The organism is Acinetobacter sp. 766875, assembly GCF_000582055.1.
GTDB lineage: Bacteria > Pseudomonadota > Gammaproteobacteria > Pseudomonadales > Moraxellaceae > Acinetobacter > Acinetobacter nosocomialis.
This window is the reverse complement of sequence record NZ_JEXX01000030.1, coordinates 1-16728: the sequence shown is the minus strand read 5'-3', so window position 1 is coordinate 16728 and position 16728 is coordinate 1. Positions and strand designations below refer to the sequence as shown.

General features: G+C 34.4%; 16 protein-coding genes, 1 tRNA gene and 1 pseudogene. 6 read left to right on the top strand and 12 right to left on the bottom strand.

All coding sequences use genetic code 11. The features are described 5' to 3' along the window. Positions 1-9 precede the first annotated feature (9 nt). Positions 10-753: an amino acid ABC transporter ATP-binding protein gene (locus J576_RS17835; protein WP_002049786.1), complete on the top strand. Its 744-nt coding sequence runs from the start codon at positions 10-12 to the stop codon at positions 751-753. 50 nt (positions 754-803) lie between these two features. On the opposite strand, the gene J576_RS17830 is transcribed toward J576_RS17835, so the two are convergent. Continuing rightward, the gene (locus J576_RS17830; protein WP_194166195.1) at positions 804-2120 is read right to left on the bottom strand and encodes a DcaP family trimeric outer membrane transporter; all 1317 of its coding nucleotides are present in this window, start codon (positions 2118-2120) and stop codon (positions 804-806) included. Positions 2121-2463: 343 nt separating this feature from the next. Between J576_RS17830 and J576_RS17825 the strand changes: the two genes are divergently transcribed. Then, positions 2464-2934 (top strand): Lrp/AsnC family transcriptional regulator, encoded by a 471-nt coding sequence (locus J576_RS17825; protein ID WP_002050132.1) that lies wholly within the window; start codon positions 2464-2466, stop codon positions 2932-2934. 42 nt (positions 2935-2976) lie between these two features. Here J576_RS17825 and J576_RS17820 read toward each other — a convergent pair whose 3' ends face one another. The 3 genes from J576_RS17820 to J576_RS17810 form a co-directional block, all read right to left on the bottom strand. After that, positions 2977-3726, bottom strand: coding sequence for a YebC/PmpR family DNA-binding transcriptional regulator (locus J576_RS17820; RefSeq protein ID WP_002050219.1), 750 nt, complete (start codon positions 3724-3726; stop codon positions 2977-2979). 162 nt (positions 3727-3888) lie between these two features. Further along, positions 3889-4434, bottom strand: coding sequence for a 1-acyl-sn-glycerol-3-phosphate acyltransferase (locus tag J576_RS17815; RefSeq protein ID WP_002049823.1), 546 nt, complete (start codon positions 4432-4434; stop codon positions 3889-3891). A gap of 208 nt (positions 4435-4642) precedes the next feature. Next, positions 4643-5203, bottom strand: a complete 561-nt coding sequence (locus tag J576_RS17810) for a TetR/AcrR family transcriptional regulator (RefSeq protein WP_002049962.1) — start codon at positions 5201-5203, stop codon at positions 4643-4645. A gap of 277 nt (positions 5204-5480) precedes the next feature. Between J576_RS17810 and J576_RS17805 the strand changes: the two genes are divergently transcribed. Continuing rightward, positions 5481-6344: a heme oxygenase-like domain-containing protein gene (locus tag J576_RS17805; protein ID WP_004887549.1), complete on the top strand. Its 864-nt coding sequence runs from the start codon at positions 5481-5483 to the stop codon at positions 6342-6344. A gap of 187 nt (positions 6345-6531) precedes the next feature. Here the strand turns inward: J576_RS17805 and J576_RS17800 are convergent. After that, positions 6532-6608: transfer RNA gene (locus tag J576_RS17800), tRNA-Ile, on the bottom strand. A 160-nt stretch (positions 6609-6768) separates the two neighbouring features. On the opposite strand from J576_RS17800, the gene J576_RS17795 reads away from it, so the two are divergent. Further along, positions 6769-8001 carry a site-specific integrase gene (locus J576_RS17795; RefSeq protein ID WP_002050248.1) on the top strand — a complete coding sequence of 411 codons (1233 nt, stop codon included), beginning with the start codon at positions 6769-6771 and terminating at the stop codon, positions 7999-8001. A 590-nt stretch (positions 8002-8591) separates the two neighbouring features. Here J576_RS17795 and J576_RS17790 read toward each other — a convergent pair. Next, the gene (locus J576_RS17790; protein ID WP_002050184.1) at positions 8592-9491 is read right to left on the bottom strand and encodes a LysR family transcriptional regulator; all 900 of its coding nucleotides are present in this window, start codon (positions 9489-9491) and stop codon (positions 8592-8594) included. Positions 9492-9580: 89 nt separating this feature from the next. Here J576_RS17790 and J576_RS17785 point away from each other — a divergent pair, with 89 nt between their 5' ends. Then, positions 9581-10018 carry a PACE efflux transporter gene (locus tag J576_RS17785; protein WP_002050023.1) on the top strand — a complete coding sequence of 146 codons (438 nt, stop codon included), beginning with the start codon at positions 9581-9583 and terminating at the stop codon, positions 10016-10018. Between the two features lie 60 nt (positions 10019-10078). Here J576_RS17785 and J576_RS17780 read toward each other — a convergent pair whose 3' ends face one another. The 3 genes from J576_RS17780 to J576_RS17770 all read right to left on the bottom strand — a co-directional run bounded on the left by J576_RS17780 (position 10079) and on the right by J576_RS17770 (position 13255). After that, positions 10079-11494, bottom strand: a complete 1416-nt coding sequence (locus tag J576_RS17780; RefSeq protein WP_002049936.1) for a purine-cytosine permease family protein — start codon at positions 11492-11494, stop codon at positions 10079-10081. 249 nt (positions 11495-11743) lie between these two features. After that, the gene (locus tag J576_RS17775; RefSeq protein WP_002049801.1) at positions 11744-12208 is read right to left on the bottom strand and encodes a hypothetical protein; all 465 of its coding nucleotides are present in this window, start codon (positions 12206-12208) and stop codon (positions 11744-11746) included. A gap of 114 nt (positions 12209-12322) precedes the next feature. Then, a complete protein-coding gene (locus tag J576_RS17770) occupies positions 12323-13255 on the bottom strand; it encodes a DMT family transporter (protein ID WP_002050245.1) in 933 nt (310 codons plus the stop codon). A gap of 94 nt (positions 13256-13349) precedes the next feature. On the opposite strand from J576_RS17770, the gene J576_RS17765 reads away from it, so the two are divergent. Beyond that, positions 13350-14201 (top strand): LysR family transcriptional regulator, encoded by an 852-nt coding sequence (locus J576_RS17765; protein WP_002050142.1) that lies wholly within the window; start codon positions 13350-13352, stop codon positions 14199-14201. Between the two features lie 57 nt (positions 14202-14258). On the opposite strand, the gene J576_RS19950 is transcribed toward J576_RS17765, so the two are convergent. From J576_RS19950 to J576_RS19940, 3 genes and pseudogenes are all read right to left on the bottom strand, one after another. Continuing rightward, positions 14259-14438 (bottom strand): hypothetical protein, encoded by a 180-nt coding sequence (locus J576_RS19950; protein ID WP_002049890.1) that lies wholly within the window; start codon positions 14436-14438, stop codon positions 14259-14261. Positions 14439-15043: 605 nt separating this feature from the next. Next, positions 15044-15448 (bottom strand): annotated as a pseudogene (locus tag J576_RS17755) (fimbrial protein); the annotation flags it as partial. A 62-nt stretch (positions 15449-15510) separates the two neighbouring features. After that, a protein-coding gene (locus tag J576_RS19940) for an IS3 family transposase (protein WP_085944219.1) occupies positions 15511-16655 on the bottom strand; the annotation gives its coding sequence in 2 pieces (ribosomal slippage) (positions 15511-16391 and positions 16391-16655; 1146 coding nt in all). Between the last annotated feature and the right edge of the window lie 73 nt (positions 16656-16728).

The window sequence follows — 16728 nt, the reverse complement described above, 5'->3', positions numbered from 1 at the left end:
AGATTTTAAATGCCAATGATAGACATCCAACATATCTCTAAATGGTATGGTGATTTTCAGGTTTTAACAGATTGCACGACGAGTATTGAAAAAGGTGATGTCGTTGTTGTTTGTGGACCATCTGGTTCAGGAAAATCAACGCTCATTAAAACTGTAAATGCTTTAGAACCATTTCAGCAAGGTGACATTATTGTTGACGGGGTTTCATTAAAAGATCCAAAAACTGATCTGGCGAAATTTCGTTCTCGTGTAGGAATGGTGTTCCAGCATTTTGAGCTTTTTCCGCACATGACTGTTTTAGAAAATTTAACCATTGCTCAAGTGAAGGTGTTAAAACGTTCAGTTGCTGAAGCGCGTGAAAAGGGACTTAAGTATTTAGAACGCGTTGGGTTACTTGCTCATAAAGATAAATTTCCAGGTCAACTCTCTGGTGGGCAGCAGCAACGTGTTGCAATTGCTCGCGGATTATCGATGGACCCAGTCTGTATGTTGTTTGATGAACCTACTTCGGCACTCGACCCTGAAATGGTAGGTGAAGTTCTTGAAGTTATGGTGCAACTTGCTCATGAAGGTATGACCATGATGTGTGTTACCCATGAAATGGGCTTTGCTAAACGCGTATCTAACCGTTTAATTTTCATGGATGAAGGTAAAATTCTTGAAGATTGTCCAACCAATGAATTTTTTGATAATTTAGAAGCTCGTCATGAGCGTGCTAAACTTTTCTTGCAGAAAATTCAGGCAATGCATTAAATACAACAATAAAAAAGAGCCTATAAAGGCTCTTTTTTATTTCTAAGTTTTTAGAAATTATATTTTGCTAATAAATTTATGCGTGAGTAATCGCCTTTATCATCTGCAAATGTTTTGCGCTGGCCATAGGTATATTCAGCACCTAAGTCAATATTCTTAACAGGGTTCCAGATTAGGTTTACTAGTGCATTATAAATTTCCTTGTTATAACTGGTATTAGTCAAATTACTATTTGCGTATGTGTTGTCATCTTTATATTGGACTCCGCCAATTGCGAAAGTAGAGCGTAGTATTGGATTCCATTTACGTTGATAGCCGATCACTGCGCTATCAAATTCACCTAATTGGATGTCTTGAGCCGCCGTGTCATATACATAGGCAGCGTTGCTATAAGACAAATAGCGTCCATCACCTTTAACATGATAATAGTTGGCAACTACACTATCTTGAGGGGTAATATCATATTTTCCACCTATGCCGACACCCCAACCAAATTTTTCTTCAGATGCACTATCCTTAGGTGCTACTCGGTTTTCATGAGCAAGTCCATGAAGTTGTAATAAGCCTTTATTATCAGCAGTTTTAAAATCATATCGAGTGGTTAGAGCAGGGAAGCGGCTTCCACCCGCCATATTTCCTACTTTTTCAATATCACCACCTTCTAAAGCAAATAATATTTTTTGTTGTGCATCAATAGGCTGTGTATAACGAACTTGTACTGTACGCGTTGTTCCTGTACCAACTGCGCCAGTAAAGTCTAATGTTTCTGGGGATGTGTCCGTATTTACAAAGGGTGAAGTGGTTTGACCTGCTAACCATTTACCTAAAGACATATAGGCATGGCGTACCCGGAAAGTTCCACTACCATTGTCGCCATTACCGCCCATAAAGTCGGCTTCTATTTTTCCGGTTAAATCGCCATATTGCGTAGGTCGGGTGATATCTAAACCAATACGTGTGGTTGCTGCAGATACATTTAGCGAGTCCTGTCTTGGATCATCTTTGTTTAAAGGATAGTTGGCTGCATTTGAAATACTTCCATTTGAACCTTTAAAGTCATAAGTGGCATCTACTCGTACATTTCCATAAAGCTTAACTTGAGTTTGTCCATCAGGCATTTGCATCCAACCTGGTTTGCTCTGAGGAGCTGGTGAGCTAGCTACGGTTGTCGTTTTTGAAACTGTTGGAGTATTTACTGCTGATGCTGTTTTTTGCTGATTTGATAATTGCTGCACAAGTTGTTTTAACTCACCAACCTCTTTGCGTAAAGCATCTACTTCTGCGTCAGTAGCTGCATGGGCTGGCATAACTACACCTGTTAGGCTAATAGTAGTCATTGCTAGAACTAAAGTTTTGATATTTTTCACAAGCATTCCCCACATCGGATAAAGTTTTCCCGTATGTGCATAACAAAAACAGTGCCAACTTTTTAAAAATTTTAAAACTATTGATTTTATTAAATAAAGCTTGAGATTTTTGAAATAAGATATACTTTTGCTGATGTGCTAAGTGAAACATTGAAAAAATATAACGCTATAGCGATTTCAAATGCGCTATAAATGCCATGCTACTGCACAGTTAACAGGCACAGACTTGATTCAAGATATTAAAGTAAAGCTTATTCCTACTTTTAATCGGGTTTGATTTTTAAAGTGGGCTTGGCTTTAGGATATACTGTTAAGTTATATAAAATGCTATTTGGAGAAAAGGATGGAGCTTGACCGTTTTGATAAACAAATTCTGGAAATTTTGTCTCATGAAGACCTGAATTTGAATGAGCTCTCAGAACGGATTAATCTTTCAGTTAGCTCTGTCCATCGCCGTATTAAGCATTTGATTGAAGCTAATATCATGGGGCAGCTTAAAAGAGAAATTAACTTTAGCAAACTAGGGTTTACTTTGCATATTTTGCTACAAGTCTCTTTGAGTAAACATGATAGTGAAACCTTCGATAAATTTCTTTCTGAAATTGAAGCCATTCCTGAAGTTACAAATGCATTTTTAGTTACGGGTCAAAGTGCTGACTTCATTCTTGAATTAGTGGCGCGCAATATGGATGACTATAGCGAAATTTTATTAAGACGTATTGGTAAAATTGACAATGTAGTCGCTCTACATTCGAGCTTTGTCATCAAAGAGTACAATGTATTTAACTGTTATAACTTATTAAATAAATTATAAAAAAACGCACCAATTGGTGCGTTTTTAATTTCAATGTTTGGTTTAAGCATCTAATTGAGCTAAAACTTCTTCCGAGAATTCAACGTTTGTATAAACGTTTTGTACATCATCAAGATCTTCAAACATATCAATCATTTTAAGAATTTGTTTTGCTTGGTCAATATCTGTAATCTCAGCTTTTGTTGATGGACTCATCACAACTTCTGCATTATCAGATTTTAAACCTGCGGCAGCCAGAGCATCTTGAACTTCACCAAAAGTCTCTGGTGAAGTAATTACTAAAATTTCATCTTCTGAAACTTCAATATCTTCTGCACCTGCTTCTAAAGCTACTTCCATGATTTTGTCTTCTAAAGAAACATCTTCAAAAGTAATTTCACCACGTTTAGTAAATAGATAAGATACAGAACCTGCAGTTCCTAAGTTACCATTTGTTTTACTGAAACAGTGACGTACATCTGGAACTGTACGGTTGAGGTTATCTGTCATTGTTTCAATAAGGACAGCAACACCACCAACGCCATAACCTTCGTAAGTTACTTCTTTTAAATCGTCATTGTCTTCACCACCCACACCGCGTTGGATTGCACGGTTAATGGTGTCACGTGTCATGTTGACTGAAAGTGCTTTTTCGACAACAGCACGAAGGCGAGGGTTGCTAGCAGCATCTCCACCACCAAGTCTGGCAGCAGTCACAATTTCACGAATATATTTAGTAAAAACTTTACCGCGACTTGCATCTTGTTTAGCTTTACGATGCTTAATATTGGCCCATTTAGAATGACCCGCCATGGAAGTGAACTCCAAAAATTAAAAAATGCAAAAGTGACAGAATATTATCATAGGCATGGTTTTCTTGAAAACTGTTGTCCTATGTTTTGTTAACCAATTAGCAACGATTAGAAGGCCTAAATTTAAGTAAAAAATTAGTCTTAAAAGCGCTTACAGAACAAATTAGCTAATCTTCACATCAATATCATATTGCGCATAAAGTTCTTTAATTGTTTCAAGATCTTTTTGCAAATCTGAAGGGTAAATTTTACCTAAAATGCCACCTTTCTTTGTTCTTGCATTTGCATACATCAGTACAATTGGAACATTCGCAGCTTTTGCAATATGCCAGAAACCTGTACGAATAGGTTTGCGCTCAGATCCATCTTTTGCACGAGTTGCTTCAGGGGCAACGACTAGATTGAAGGTATCATTACTTTGAAATTTCTCGACCATTTGAGAAACAATATCTTTACTTGCTTTACGGTCTACCGGAATGCCGCCTAGATTTTCAAGTATGGGCTTCATTGGGCCTTTAAAAAGCTCTTTTTTAATTAGCGTATGAATTTTTAAATCTAATATTTGAAACAGAGCGATTGATAAGATCGCATCAAGGTTAGAAGTGTGCTCGAACCCAATAATTACTTGTTTTTTTTCAAGAATTGTAGGATCTACATCATAGGTCCAACCAACTGCTTTGAAGATAGAATTGCCTAAAAACTTTTTCATAGAGACGTGGGAGACAATAAGGTTGCGGAATTCTAATATGAGTTGGTCTAAAAGGGTAGAAAATTATCAACATGTTAAACTTTATTTATTTTAATTTTTAAATTGAAATATTTAATAAAATTTATATTTATTAATATTATATTTTAAATCCGTAATAGAAAAATATATAATAAATCAATTTAAAGTAATTTTTTATATATTAAAAATACTATGAATTCTCGGTTTTAATTAAATACTCGATATATCTCCATTTTTTTACAGGATCAATCAATTCTTTATCAATGGTTCCATCAATAATAATTCCATCTATAATCGAGATGATGATATGAGTAAGCGGTGTAGGTTCTTTAATATCTAACTCTACTAATAAAGTATTAAGTAAATTTACAAGCCAATTTGTATATTCTTGAAATGGTTCACGAATTGAAGTGTATTGTTTAGATACTTCAATAAATGCCTTCTTAAATAAGCAACCGTTAAAGTTTTCACTATTGATCCAGTCAATGTACCAATTAAAAATGAGATGTATTTTCTCAAGAGGTCCGGCGTCTGGATGTAAACTTAATTTTTCATAAATTGAATTTTGTATATTAATATTTCGATGATGCAGACACTCCATAATTAAACTTTCTTTAGAGGGAAAGTATTTATAAAAAGTCATCTTCGCGACGTTTGATTCAGCAATAATTTTATCTACGCCTGTAGCGTTATAACCAATTTGGTTAAAAAGATCCAAAGCAGTATTTATAATATCTTCTTTTTTTGACATTACTATTCCATTTAGTTAAAACTAATTATTACTTTACATAGATTTTAAATTTTTAATCAATTTGATCATAATCAAAAACATAATTTGATTCAAGTTAATATTATAAAAATAATAGACATTATTTTTAACTTTTTTTAAATATTCTATTTGATTTCGTATGATTTTAATTCTAATATGGATTTTTGATAAAAGGAGTTTTATTTTTGGTATAACTCTTTGTTTTTAAAATAAAATATGGAAAACCAAAGAACTTTAATAAGTTTAACGAGAGTGGATTATGCCTAAAAAATTTGAGAACTTTAATAATCCTAGGAAAAAGGCACTCGCAGGGATGAAACAAAGCATTTCAGCTGAACTTTGGGATAAAAATCTTAACTTTTTAACTCAATTAAGAGCGAAGATTGCGCAGCATCCTGTATCTCATCATCCTGCAATTGAAACTTTAAATAACGGAGAAATTAATAAAGAAAATTTAAAGCGTATTCATTTAGAGTATCGTCATGCAATCGTACAAACATTTACAGATGCTTTATTAATGGCTCAGTATCAAACTAAGCAGTTAGAGCCGAGATTGCATGCCGGTGCAAAGATGTTCCCGCGTTTTCTTTTAAGCCTGAATATATTTGATGAGTTTGGATTCCGTCCTGGAGCCGATCGAGATGGTTACTATCAGGGAAACCCTGAATATGCCCATTATCCATTATTCGAAGATGTGCTTAATGATTTTGGCGTAACAGAGGAAGAGCGCCGAAGTTATAAACCGACCAGCATTGCACATCAAGTGAGAGAATTTTTAGAAAACTCTTATAACGACTATAAAGCTGTTTCAGCTTTATTGGCAGTAGCTGAAGAAGAAGTCATTTTATATAGTCCACCTTTACGTAGAGCAACAAGTGCTGTTGGTATAGAGGTTGAGGGTGGTGGATATTACCATGTTCATGGCGTCTCTGAAGACAAAACTGCTGAGGCAGCAGATGATGACCATGAAGAAGACCTTTGGTTTATTTTGATGCAAGCTTGTACAGAAGAAGACTATATTCGTTTAGAAAACTTATGTCTCGAATACTGTGATTTATGGAAAAAGTTTTGGGATGTTCAAATGGAAAACTCGAAATCAATGCCTCAACAAAATTTAGCCTAAAAATAGATCAAATAATTAAGTTAATAATTAATAATAATCAAAATATTAAAAGGAACGTTTAAAAATATGGAAATAGGAAAAGATTTTTTTAAGTTTAATCGAACAATTTTTGAATAATGTAGTGATATTGGACTGTATGTCTAAAATTAAAGAACCCCAAAAACTTATAGTTTTTGGGGTTTGTATTTGGTGGGCCCACACAGACTTGAACTGTGGACCAACGGATTATGAGTCCGCTGCTCTAACCAACTGAGCTATAGGCCCTATAAATAAGAAAAGCTTTTAATCTCAAGGCTTTTCAGTGCCTGCAATACTAATCAATTTTTTTATTAAACACAAGTATTTTTCAAAAGTAGGTGTGCAGTAGACCTGAAAAATATTTTGCTATATTGTTAATTATCACAAGCGCTAGGGATTCTAGCTTATGAGCACTTCACGAGTAAAGCTAACTAAGTCATTTATCGATCAACTTAAACTCATTCCAGCAATTTATAGAGATAGTGAGATTATTGGTTTTGCTATTCGTGTAAATAATTCATATAAAACTTATATTGTAGAAAAGAAAGTAAAAGGTAGAGCAATACGTTGTAAATTAGGAGATTACGAAAAAATTACTCTTGAAGAAGCTCGTATACTTGCTCAGCGGAAGTTAAAAGATTTAACTGAAAACAATTATTTAATTAGCAAAAATAATAAAATATTAAAAAATAATTTAGATAAGAAAATTAACCAGCCTAGTCTCGATGAAGCTTTTCAAGCATATATCAATCAACACAAACTAAAAGACAGAACACTAGTTGATTATAGAGATGTCATAGAAAAATACTTAATGGATTGGAGGGAGCTTAAACTTACTGATATTACTGAACAGATGGTTGAAGATAAGTATATTCAATTATCTAAAATTAGTTATGCCAAAGCGAACTTATCTATGCGAGTACTTCGAGCTATTTATCGTTTTTCGGTTAAGTATTATCAAGACAGAAGTAAAGAACTCATCATATCTGCGATGAACCCAGTTAATTTTTTAAATTCAAAACAACGTTGGCGAGCAGTTTCAAGTCGAAGTAACTATATTCATAGAGAAAATTTAGAAAAATGGGTACACGCAATTATTGAATATGAAGGTCGGGGCCAAGAAAATGAAACAAATAAGGACTTTTTATTAACACTTGTTTTAACAGGACTTTTTAGAAATGAGTGTGAAAGCTTACGTTGGGAAGATCTAGACTTAGATGAAGGAAGTCTTTCCTTTATAAATACTTATAATAATGAGCGCTATAAACTTTATATGGGTGATTTCCTTTGGCATCTAATGAAAAATCGTAAAATGAAAATTAATGAAGAATGGGTGTTCCCATCTGTGAAGTCTAAAACTGGCCATATTGTTAATATTTCAAAATTCCGAAAAAAAATAGAAGGGCAGTGTAATATCTCTTTTACTTTTCAAGATTTACGGAGAACATTTAAATTTTTTGAAGATAACTTAAGTGATAAACCACTATTTATTAGAAAGGCAGATGACAAAGAGAAAATATTAGAATCTAACAATGTGGTTCACTTTCAAGATATGCGTAATAGAATGAATAGAATAGAACAAGTTATTCTGGGTTCATATAGAGATAAATTTATTAAATCTATTACTATCAATCTATAAAAATTTTGAAGTTCGCAAATTAAAAAATAAGACTACGACCGGTTCTAAAATCAGTATAACTTTACAGTAAGTTTTATCAGTAAAACACAGAATGAATATTCTTTCACACTTCCTACAACTATTTGTAATTGATGAATTTTATACTTGACTAAAACACTTGGAATTTATACAGTAGTGGAGTATTTTTGATAATTATTATTATTGCTTAGTCCTGAAATACAGTAAGAAGCCTATTCACCATGAATAGGCTTTTTGCTTTGTTTTAATTGATAACTCAAGTCTAAATCTCTTAAAAAATTAATCTAATAGAATCAAATAAATAGTTTTTTTGGTTTTTTTTAATAAATTGAAAAAGATTGACACGTAAATTTTCATTATGAACAAAACTGATTTAAATAGTAGTCAAAGTGAAACACACCTAAATGCTAAGTTTAATTTTCACTAAACGAGGCATAGGAGTGTCATCATGTTAAAAGCAATGTTTTTCTTCAGCGCAGGTGCAATGTTTGGCTATTGTTATAAGCATAAGAATGATAAAGCTGAAGCTGATAAATCTAAATAAGCACTAAAAACCGCCTATAGGGCGGTTTTTAATAAGCAGCATGAGATAAATTTGCTTGAATCATTTGAACAAGTTCTCTTGCTGCTTTTGATAATGGTTTATCTTGGAGCCAGATGAGATAGATAGATAAAGGTAAATGATTTTTTGTATTTTTAAAATCTAGTTGAACTAAATGTCCTTGTTCAATTTTTTCTTTTACCAAAGATAAAGGAAAATTTCCCCATCCTAAACCAGCCTCAACCATATTAATCGCGGTCTGTAAACTATTGGTTTTCCAGTACATTTCTCCAACAATTGAACGTGAATCCTGTATGTTTAATTCACTACTTGCAACTACAATTTGTCGAACATTAATTAATTCTTCAATAGAGATTAACTTATTATTTTGTTTTAAAAGTGGGTGGTGAACAGAAATTGTAGCAACTAGAGTTTCATTCATCACTAATTGTAAGCTTTCACGCATTTTTATATTGAGATCAGAACCTGCCAGACAAAGGTTAATATTTTCTGTATAGAGCAAATTTAGAATATCGTCTTGGGGGGCTGTAATAATCTCTACATTAAGTAAGGGAAATTTATCAGCCAGTTTTTTTATCGCTTTAAAAAGTAAATTGGTATTTGCATCTGAAACAACACCAATTTTTAATTTACTTTCAAGTCCTAGCGAAAGCTCATAGGCATGGGTACTTAATAACCTAAGCTGCTCAGCAATAATACGTGCTTGGGGCTCTAATGCTAAAGCCGCTGAAGTAGGAATGACTTTACGGTGAGTACGTTCAAACAAAAGGTAACCAAGTTCTGCCTCAATATTGGCAACAGCCATGCTCACGGCGGAGGGTACTCGATTTAACTTACGTGCCGCTGCCGAGAAAGATCCAGTATCAAGTACACTTAAGAAAAGCTCTATATTTTCGCTATTAAAATTCATTTTGATATCAGTGAAACTGAAAGCTGTTAACTTTATATGTGATTTTAACTGAAACTAAAATAAAAAGAAGTAAGAAAAGATGATTGGTTATGCAAGGTTTAAAGCGTCGTATTGTTTATGTGTCCTCATATGAAATTATTGGAATGGTGATTTCATCAGTAGGTTTAGCTCTTTTGGCCGGAGATAGTGTAGAGCACACGGGACCGCTCTCAGTCATGATTACGACAATTGCGGTAACATGGAATTTTATTTACAACATTCTTTACGAAAAATGGGAAGCACGACAAGAGAATAAGTCACGCACTGTTAAACGTAGAATCGCGCATGCGATCGGTTTCCAAATCACTTTAGTGATGTTCTTAATTCCGCTGATTGCATGGTGGATGGATATTTCTCTTGTTGCGGCATTTTGGTTAGATGTTGCCTTTATTATTATCATTCCAATTTATACATTTATATTTAACTGGACATTCGATAAATTATTCGGATTACCTGCTTCTGCACAGGTAAATACTGTTCAAGAATAGAAGAAAATTTTAAAGAGATATCAAAGTATTGTTGAGTTAACTTTGATATCTCTTGCAAAACTATTTGATTTGTTCAAGCTCAAGATTTTTTGAAACCTTTGTTTGAGCTCTTTTTGCTAGCACATAATATAAAAGTGCAGTCGATAACAATCCAACTAACCAGGATAAATCAATTCCACCTAACATTTCGGCAATTTGGCCTTTGTAAAATTTGCTATCGATAAAGGGCAGTTGAAGTAATATGCCAATAAAATAACAAGCTATACCAATGGTGTTCCAGCGCCCATATCTACCATTTGGGTCATATAGTGCGTCTACATCACATTCTTCTTTAGAAATAAAATAATAATCAACTAAATTAATTGCACTCCAAGGAATGAAAAATGTCAGAAGAAATAAAATAAAAGCTTTGAATGCACTTAAGAAGGTGTGTTCACCTACAACTGCAATAAATGTCGAGATCAGAACCATTGCAAGAACAATAACAAGTCGGGTCAGTTTTGAAATCTGTCCAGTTGGTTTAAAGCTGTTCCAAATGGTCGCTATACACATAAAACTGCCATAAGCATTGAGTGTGGATAAAGTGACCTTTCCAAATGCAATACTAAAATATAAGAAAGTAATCACAAGAGCGATTGGATTCATACCTACAACATACTGAACTTCATTACCGACAAAACCACCATTTGATACTTGAGCAATCAATACACCAAGTGTCATAGAAATTTGTGAGCCGACTAAAGACCCAAGGCCAACTGCCCAAAACACCTGATTTGAAGAGGTCTTTGTAGGTAAATAACGAGAATAATCTGCTACATAAGGTCCGAATGAAATTTGCCAAGAAGCAGAAAGAGAAACTGCCAATAAAAAAGATGGCCAGCTAAAATGGCGTACAGCAAGCAATTCTGAAATATTCGAGAGAGCTAAAATTTGAGTAAGGATAATAATAAAAGCTATTAAACCTATGACACTTGCGACTTTTCCTACCCAGTGAATTAAGCGATAGCCAATAGTTGCAAATAAAATAATAAAACAAGCATAGATTAAAATACCTGTTGTATTACTCACCTGTGCAAGGTGTGCAATTGCTTTACCAGCGAGTACTTCACCAGTTGCGGTAAAGCCAATATACATGAGGCAAACCAGAATAATGGGAATACATGCACCATACACTCCAAATTGAACCCGACTGGAAATCATTTGGGGAAGGCCAAGTTTGGGTCCCTGAGCTGCATGCAAAGCCATGACAGCAGCACCAAAGCATTGTCCAATAAATAGGCCAATGATTGACCAAAATACATCACCACCTAATACGACAGCTAATGCACCCGTGACAATAGCTGTAATCTGTAAATTGGCACCAAACCAAAGTGTAAATTGGGCGAATATACTGCCATGCCTTTCATTTTCAGGAATAAAGTCAATACTTCGGTTTTCAACAAACCCACTTTTCGATGTTCCAGTTGATGAGTCCATAACACTCTCCTTATCCTTTAAGAGCTTTTCTTTTATTAGAATCCATTTTGTACAAACAAATATAAACATGTATATACAAGCTATTTCAAAAAGAAGCAATGGTTTCGGTAAATCATTGCTTTAATTTTTTTACTCATAAATTTAGATGTGGTGAGAACAGTAGACTGGTGAGGTGAGTGTTTTTATAAAGATGAGAAAGTGAGCGGTAAATAAAATCTATAAAAAAAGCCCTCTAATGAGGGCAGATAATTAGACTTCAGCATCAAGAATGGCTTGAAAAAATACGGGTAACTCCGAAAATTGGACTAATTGGGTTTTATCATCGTGCTTATAGTAGTACTGATAATGCGGTGTTTGAAATGCACTATCTAGATATTGCGTCGCATCGGAAAATTGAGCTTTGGCAACTGGTTTATCTTTCTTAAATTTAACGATAATTGGGTTCACAGAGTTTAATTTAACGGGCACACCATTTTCAAATTTGGCTGTTTCAATCAATAAAGAAATTTTAAAATCACCAAATATGACACAAAATTGACCTCCTTTTTCTGTTTTAATTTCTCGATCGTGAAACAGTTCTTTAAATAAGTCTTTTAATGCTTCTCGGTGCTTGTCTAAAGCTAACTGAAAATCATGATCTTTCTGTTCTAATTTCTCTTGCTCTTCTTTGAGCAATTGGGCCTGTTTTTCGATTGTTGTAAAATCCAAATTCATCTTAATTTCTCCTTGTTGTGTTTTTAAAACTATATATGGCAGCCATTTGTTAAGTTTTAAAGAAACATACATTGTTTGTTACAACGCAATAATTAAGATGAATTTGTGTGATCACTATTTAGTACAAGGCTTGGTTATAAGTGCAGGACGGCGTTTAATTTGAATAAAGCCGCTACTACTTAGCACGCCTAGCATAACTAAAGCAGTCCCTATAATTTGCCAGATATTAAGTGTTTGACCAGCTAACATTGCAACTAACATACTAAAAACTGGAACAAAGTTAAAAAAGATTGATGCTCTACCTGCGCCTAGTTTTTGAATGCCATTAAACCAAAATAAATAAGCAATCATAGTAGAGCAAATAATGACGTATCCCATAGCTAAGTGTGCAGTAATAGGCGCCATAACAACTGCTTTAAATGGGTGCTCGAAAATTAGACTTAATATGATTAGAGTCAAAGCACCGAACAGCATAGAGAACGTTGTAGTTTCTAGAGGCGTAGCATTTTTTACATACCGGCGTGATAACACATTGGCTAAACAAAAACTGATCCCACCAAGTAAGATATAAAAGTCACCAATTGCTATTTTTAAATGAAGTAACGTGGAAATATGCCCATGGCTAATAACGAAAAGCACACCACTTAAACCAAATACAACTCCGATAAATTTAGGAAGTGTTAATTTTTCTCCATCAAGTAAAATTGCTAGCAGTAGAGTGATCAATGGTGTGGTTGCCATGATTAAGGCACCATTGACTGCTGATGTTGTTTGCAAGCCATAGAAACAACCTATATTAAAACCAGCAATCCCTATAATTCCAATAATAAGATAGATAAATAAATTCTGCTGAAAAGTAGCCCAACGTAATTTTCCCATGGCCGCAAAAATAATAAATAGAGCAAGGCTTGCAAGCGTAAAACGCTCAGCTGCTGCCGAAAGAGGAGGCATCGATTGGATAATATAAGACATCGCATTAAATGCTGAGCCCCAAAAAAGCATCGTTATTACAACACCTGTGTAGGCATAAACCACCGTTTTATTCATGATAGGGCTCCGAAAAAGAATGTCTCTATTCTGAGTAATCACTTAAAGGTGTACAATTCCATATTAATTCATCTCTGATGTGAAAATTTGCACAATGATAGATTGGGAAAATTTACATTATTTTTCAGTTTTTTCTGAAGAAAAATCACTTTCAGCTGCGGCAAGAAAGTTAAGGGTTGACCATGCCACTGTTGCAAGAAGAATTGCTCAGTTAGAACAGAGCTTAAAATTAAAATTAGTTGATCGTAGACCCCGCACTTACGTTTTAACATCTGAAGGCGAGCAGCTTGCCCAAGTAGTGGCACGTATGATGGAAGAGACGTTTTCTATTGAGAGGCTTGCTCTGGCTGGACAGCAGGAGGTTACGGGGACTGTTTCTATTAGTATGCCTCCGTTAACCGCCGCTCATCTAATCATGCCTCATCTCGGAAAGTTTTATCGTCATTATCCACAATTAAAACTACGTGTACTTGGAGATGTTCATTATGTATCTTTGCAGCATAGAGAGGCTGACATTGCCGTAAGATTTGGGCGACCTAAAGATGAATATTTAGTTGCTCGTAAAGTCGGAGAAATCCCTTTTGGAATATATGCTACTCCAAGTTATTTGGCTTCAACGAATCAAGAAAATTATGAGTGGATTAGTGTGGAGGTCGGTGGTGTACATGGACAGAAACAACAAAAATTAAAAGAAAAATTGAATAATAAAGACCCGCTCATGGTTACTAATCATCCTGAGTTGCAATGGAGAGCTGCATGCGGCGGAGTAGGTTTAGCCGTTCTACCTGACTTTTTAGGCCAACAAGGCAATTTGATAAAATTACCAGATAATGACCCGATGAGCGCTGAAATTTGGTTGGTCATCCATGAAGATCTAAGGAGTAGTCCTGTGGTAAGAGTGGTGATGGATTTTCTTTTGAATTGTTTTGAACCATTTAGAGTTTAATTTTAAATTTTGTTTAACTCTGTTTTTCCTTATGTACCTATTAAATTAAAGAAATTTTTATTCATCCGGGAAAATCCCTGCATCTTCACGCGCTTGCTTTAGGGCTAGAAAAAAACACAATAGAAAAAGTATCCCAATAAAAAATAAGAAAAAATCTAAATGACTAATACCTAAACCAACTCCGAAAGCCCCTAAACTTAATAATAAAATACAAAAGATTTTCCAAAAAATAAGCATGTTGTTTTGTAATAAAAACTGGGATTTAGGCTGTAATTGAAGAATATTTCCAGATTTGTTTATGTTTTTTTTCTTATAGGTTATGTAAAGCTTTATAGTTTAGAGAATTACATAATTTGAAGTTAGGGCTTTAACTCAAACATTCTACATAAACGATTTTTTAATTTTACTGCACATTAATCTCTATAAAATTCATATTTTCTTAATTAATCGAATGATAATTCTTTAGAAAGTCTGTAGAATAGGGATTCTAAATTTTATTTTTAATTAATTTTTGTTTAAAATTAACTGGTTAAATAGTTTTATCAAACTTTTGTTAAAAAAAAGACTTGATATTTAAGGTAAATTTTGAAATTATAGTCATGCAAATTGTGATCTATTTCCCACAATTTGTATTTCAGGTTAAGTGGTTATCACTAATGCTCATTGGCTTTATTCGCTTATGAGCATTTTTTTAATTTATTTGTTAGTAAAATTTAAAAAATAATTTATATCAAAAAATGATTCTTTTAGTATTAGTTAAAAATTAGTCAAATAACTTTATTCTTCAACTTATCTAACTACCTCTTCTTAAGATTCAGTAGTCAGAAAGAATGAAATTGCCTCTAATCATATTGAATCGTGACGGTGGCATTAGCTTTGACTTCTCCCGCCGTTACATTGGCAGCAGTTTGGTAGTAACGTGCAGTTAATGGCACATCATATTGAACTGTTTGGTTGGAGCCTATAGTACCAATACCTAGTTTATTTCCTTTTTGAATCGTACTATTTGCACCATTCATATTCCATAGAAGTTCTACACCAACACCGTTCGCTTTAGTTGATTCAGCAGCACTATTACTAATAACCTGACTGTTTGCAGCATCGGAATTGTAGTCAAAGCTTAAACTCAATGTGTTACTTGTAGGTATACCGGAGTTATTCTCGCCACCATTACAAAGAATGGATAGGTTAAAGTTTTTCTCACCTTGAGTTGTTCCGATAGCTCGAAAGCCTGATTTTGTCACAGTCAGAGGTGGTCCCACATGTTTGAACAACTAAAAGCTTATTTATAAGTGATACTCTGCTCTAGTTAAGCTACCTTATTTTGTTGTGGTAGCTGGTCATAGTAAAACTCATCTGGAGTCATTTTGTCCAGACTCGAATGAGGTCGTTTCAAATTATAAAATTCAAAATATGCGTTTAATTGCTTCTTCGCATCCAAAACATTGCTGTAGGCTTTGAGATACACCTCTTCATATTTAACGCTCCGCCATAATCGTTCAACCATCACATTATCAACCCATCGACCTTTACCATCCATGCTGATTTGGATGTCATTTGATTTCAATACATCAATAAATGCATCACTGGTAAACTGACTGCCTTGGTCTGTATTAAATATTTCAGGTCGACCATATTTTTCAATAGCTTCATTTAATGTTTCTATGCAAAATGTAACCTCCATACTAATCGATACTCTATGCGCAAGTACCTTGCGGCTATGCCAATCAATCACAGCACATAAATAAACAAAGCCTTTTGCCATAGGGATATACGTTATATCCGTAGACCACACTTGATTACTGCGCTGAATAGCCAATCCTTTGAGCAGATATGGATATTTGCGGTGAGCTTGATTAGCCTGGCTTAAATTTGGTTTGCAATATAACGCATTAATGCCCATTTTCTTCATTAAAGTACGTGTATGACGTCGTCCTATATGATGTCCTTGACGATTCAACAAATCACGCATCATACGGCTACCTGCAAAAGGGTATTGCATATGTAACTCATCCATACACCGCATCAGCTTCAGATCTGATGCACTCACAGGTTTTGGGCGATAGTAATAACAACCACGGGAGACTTTCAGCAGCTGAGCTTGCTTAGATACTGAAATCTGAAGTGAGTCATCGATTAACTTTTGTGGTTGAAGCGGCCCAGTTTCTTCAACACACCTTCTAAAAAATCAATTTCTAATGCCTGCTCACCGATTTTTGCATGTAGTTTTTTTAGATCGATGGGTGGTTCTGTTGGAGCTTTTGATTGATCGAAAGCTTGCGAGGAAGCTGAAATCAGTTGATTTTTCCAGTCGATAATTTGGTTTTGATGAACATCAAATTCAGCACTCAATTCAGCAAGTGTTTTTTCTGCTTTAATCGCAGCAAGTGCTACCTTAGCTTTAAAATCATTTGAATGATTTCTTCTTGGTCTACGTGCCATAAAATACTCCATATATTGATGTTTATAACATCATTTGGGGAGCAAAATATCACTTATAAGTGTTGTTCAAATTTCCTGATCCACC

Coding starts and splice junctions, on each gene's coding strand:
- J576_RS17785 (WP_002050023.1), top strand. CDS start 9,581: ATGCAAGGTTTAAAGCGTCGTATTGTTTATGTGTCCTCATATGAAATT.
- J576_RS17780 (WP_002049936.1), bottom strand. CDS start 11,494: ATGGACTCATCAACTGGAACATCGAAAAGTGGGTTTGTTGAAAACCGA.
- J576_RS19950 (WP_002049890.1), bottom strand. CDS start 14,438: ATGCTTATTTTTTGGAAAATCTTTTGTATTTTATTATTAAGTTTAGGG.
- J576_RS17775 (WP_002049801.1), bottom strand. CDS start 12,208: ATGAATTTGGATTTTACAACAATCGAAAAACAGGCCCAATTGCTCAAA.
- J576_RS17810 (WP_002049962.1), bottom strand. CDS start 5,203: ATGTCAAAAAAAGAAGATATTATAAATACTGCTTTGGATCTTTTTAAC.
- J576_RS17805 (WP_004887549.1), top strand. CDS start 5,481: ATGCCTAAAAAATTTGAGAACTTTAATAATCCTAGGAAAAAGGCACTC.
- J576_RS17835 (WP_002049786.1), top strand. CDS start 10: ATGCCAATGATAGACATCCAACATATCTCTAAATGGTATGGTGATTTT.
- J576_RS17795 (WP_002050248.1), top strand. CDS start 6,769: ATGAGCACTTCACGAGTAAAGCTAACTAAGTCATTTATCGATCAACTT.
- J576_RS17820 (WP_002050219.1), bottom strand. CDS start 3,726: ATGGCGGGTCATTCTAAATGGGCCAATATTAAGCATCGTAAAGCTAAA.
- J576_RS17790 (WP_002050184.1), bottom strand. CDS start 9,491: ATGAATTTTAATAGCGAAAATATAGAGCTTTTCTTAAGTGTACTTGAT.
- J576_RS17825 (WP_002050132.1), top strand. CDS start 2,464: ATGGAGCTTGACCGTTTTGATAAACAAATTCTGGAAATTTTGTCTCAT.
- J576_RS17765 (WP_002050142.1), top strand. CDS start 13,350: ATGATAGATTGGGAAAATTTACATTATTTTTCAGTTTTTTCTGAAGAA.
- J576_RS17815 (WP_002049823.1), bottom strand. CDS start 4,434: ATGAAAAAGTTTTTAGGCAATTCTATCTTCAAAGCAGTTGGTTGGACC.
- J576_RS17770 (WP_002050245.1), bottom strand. CDS start 13,255: ATGAATAAAACGGTGGTTTATGCCTACACAGGTGTTGTAATAACGATG.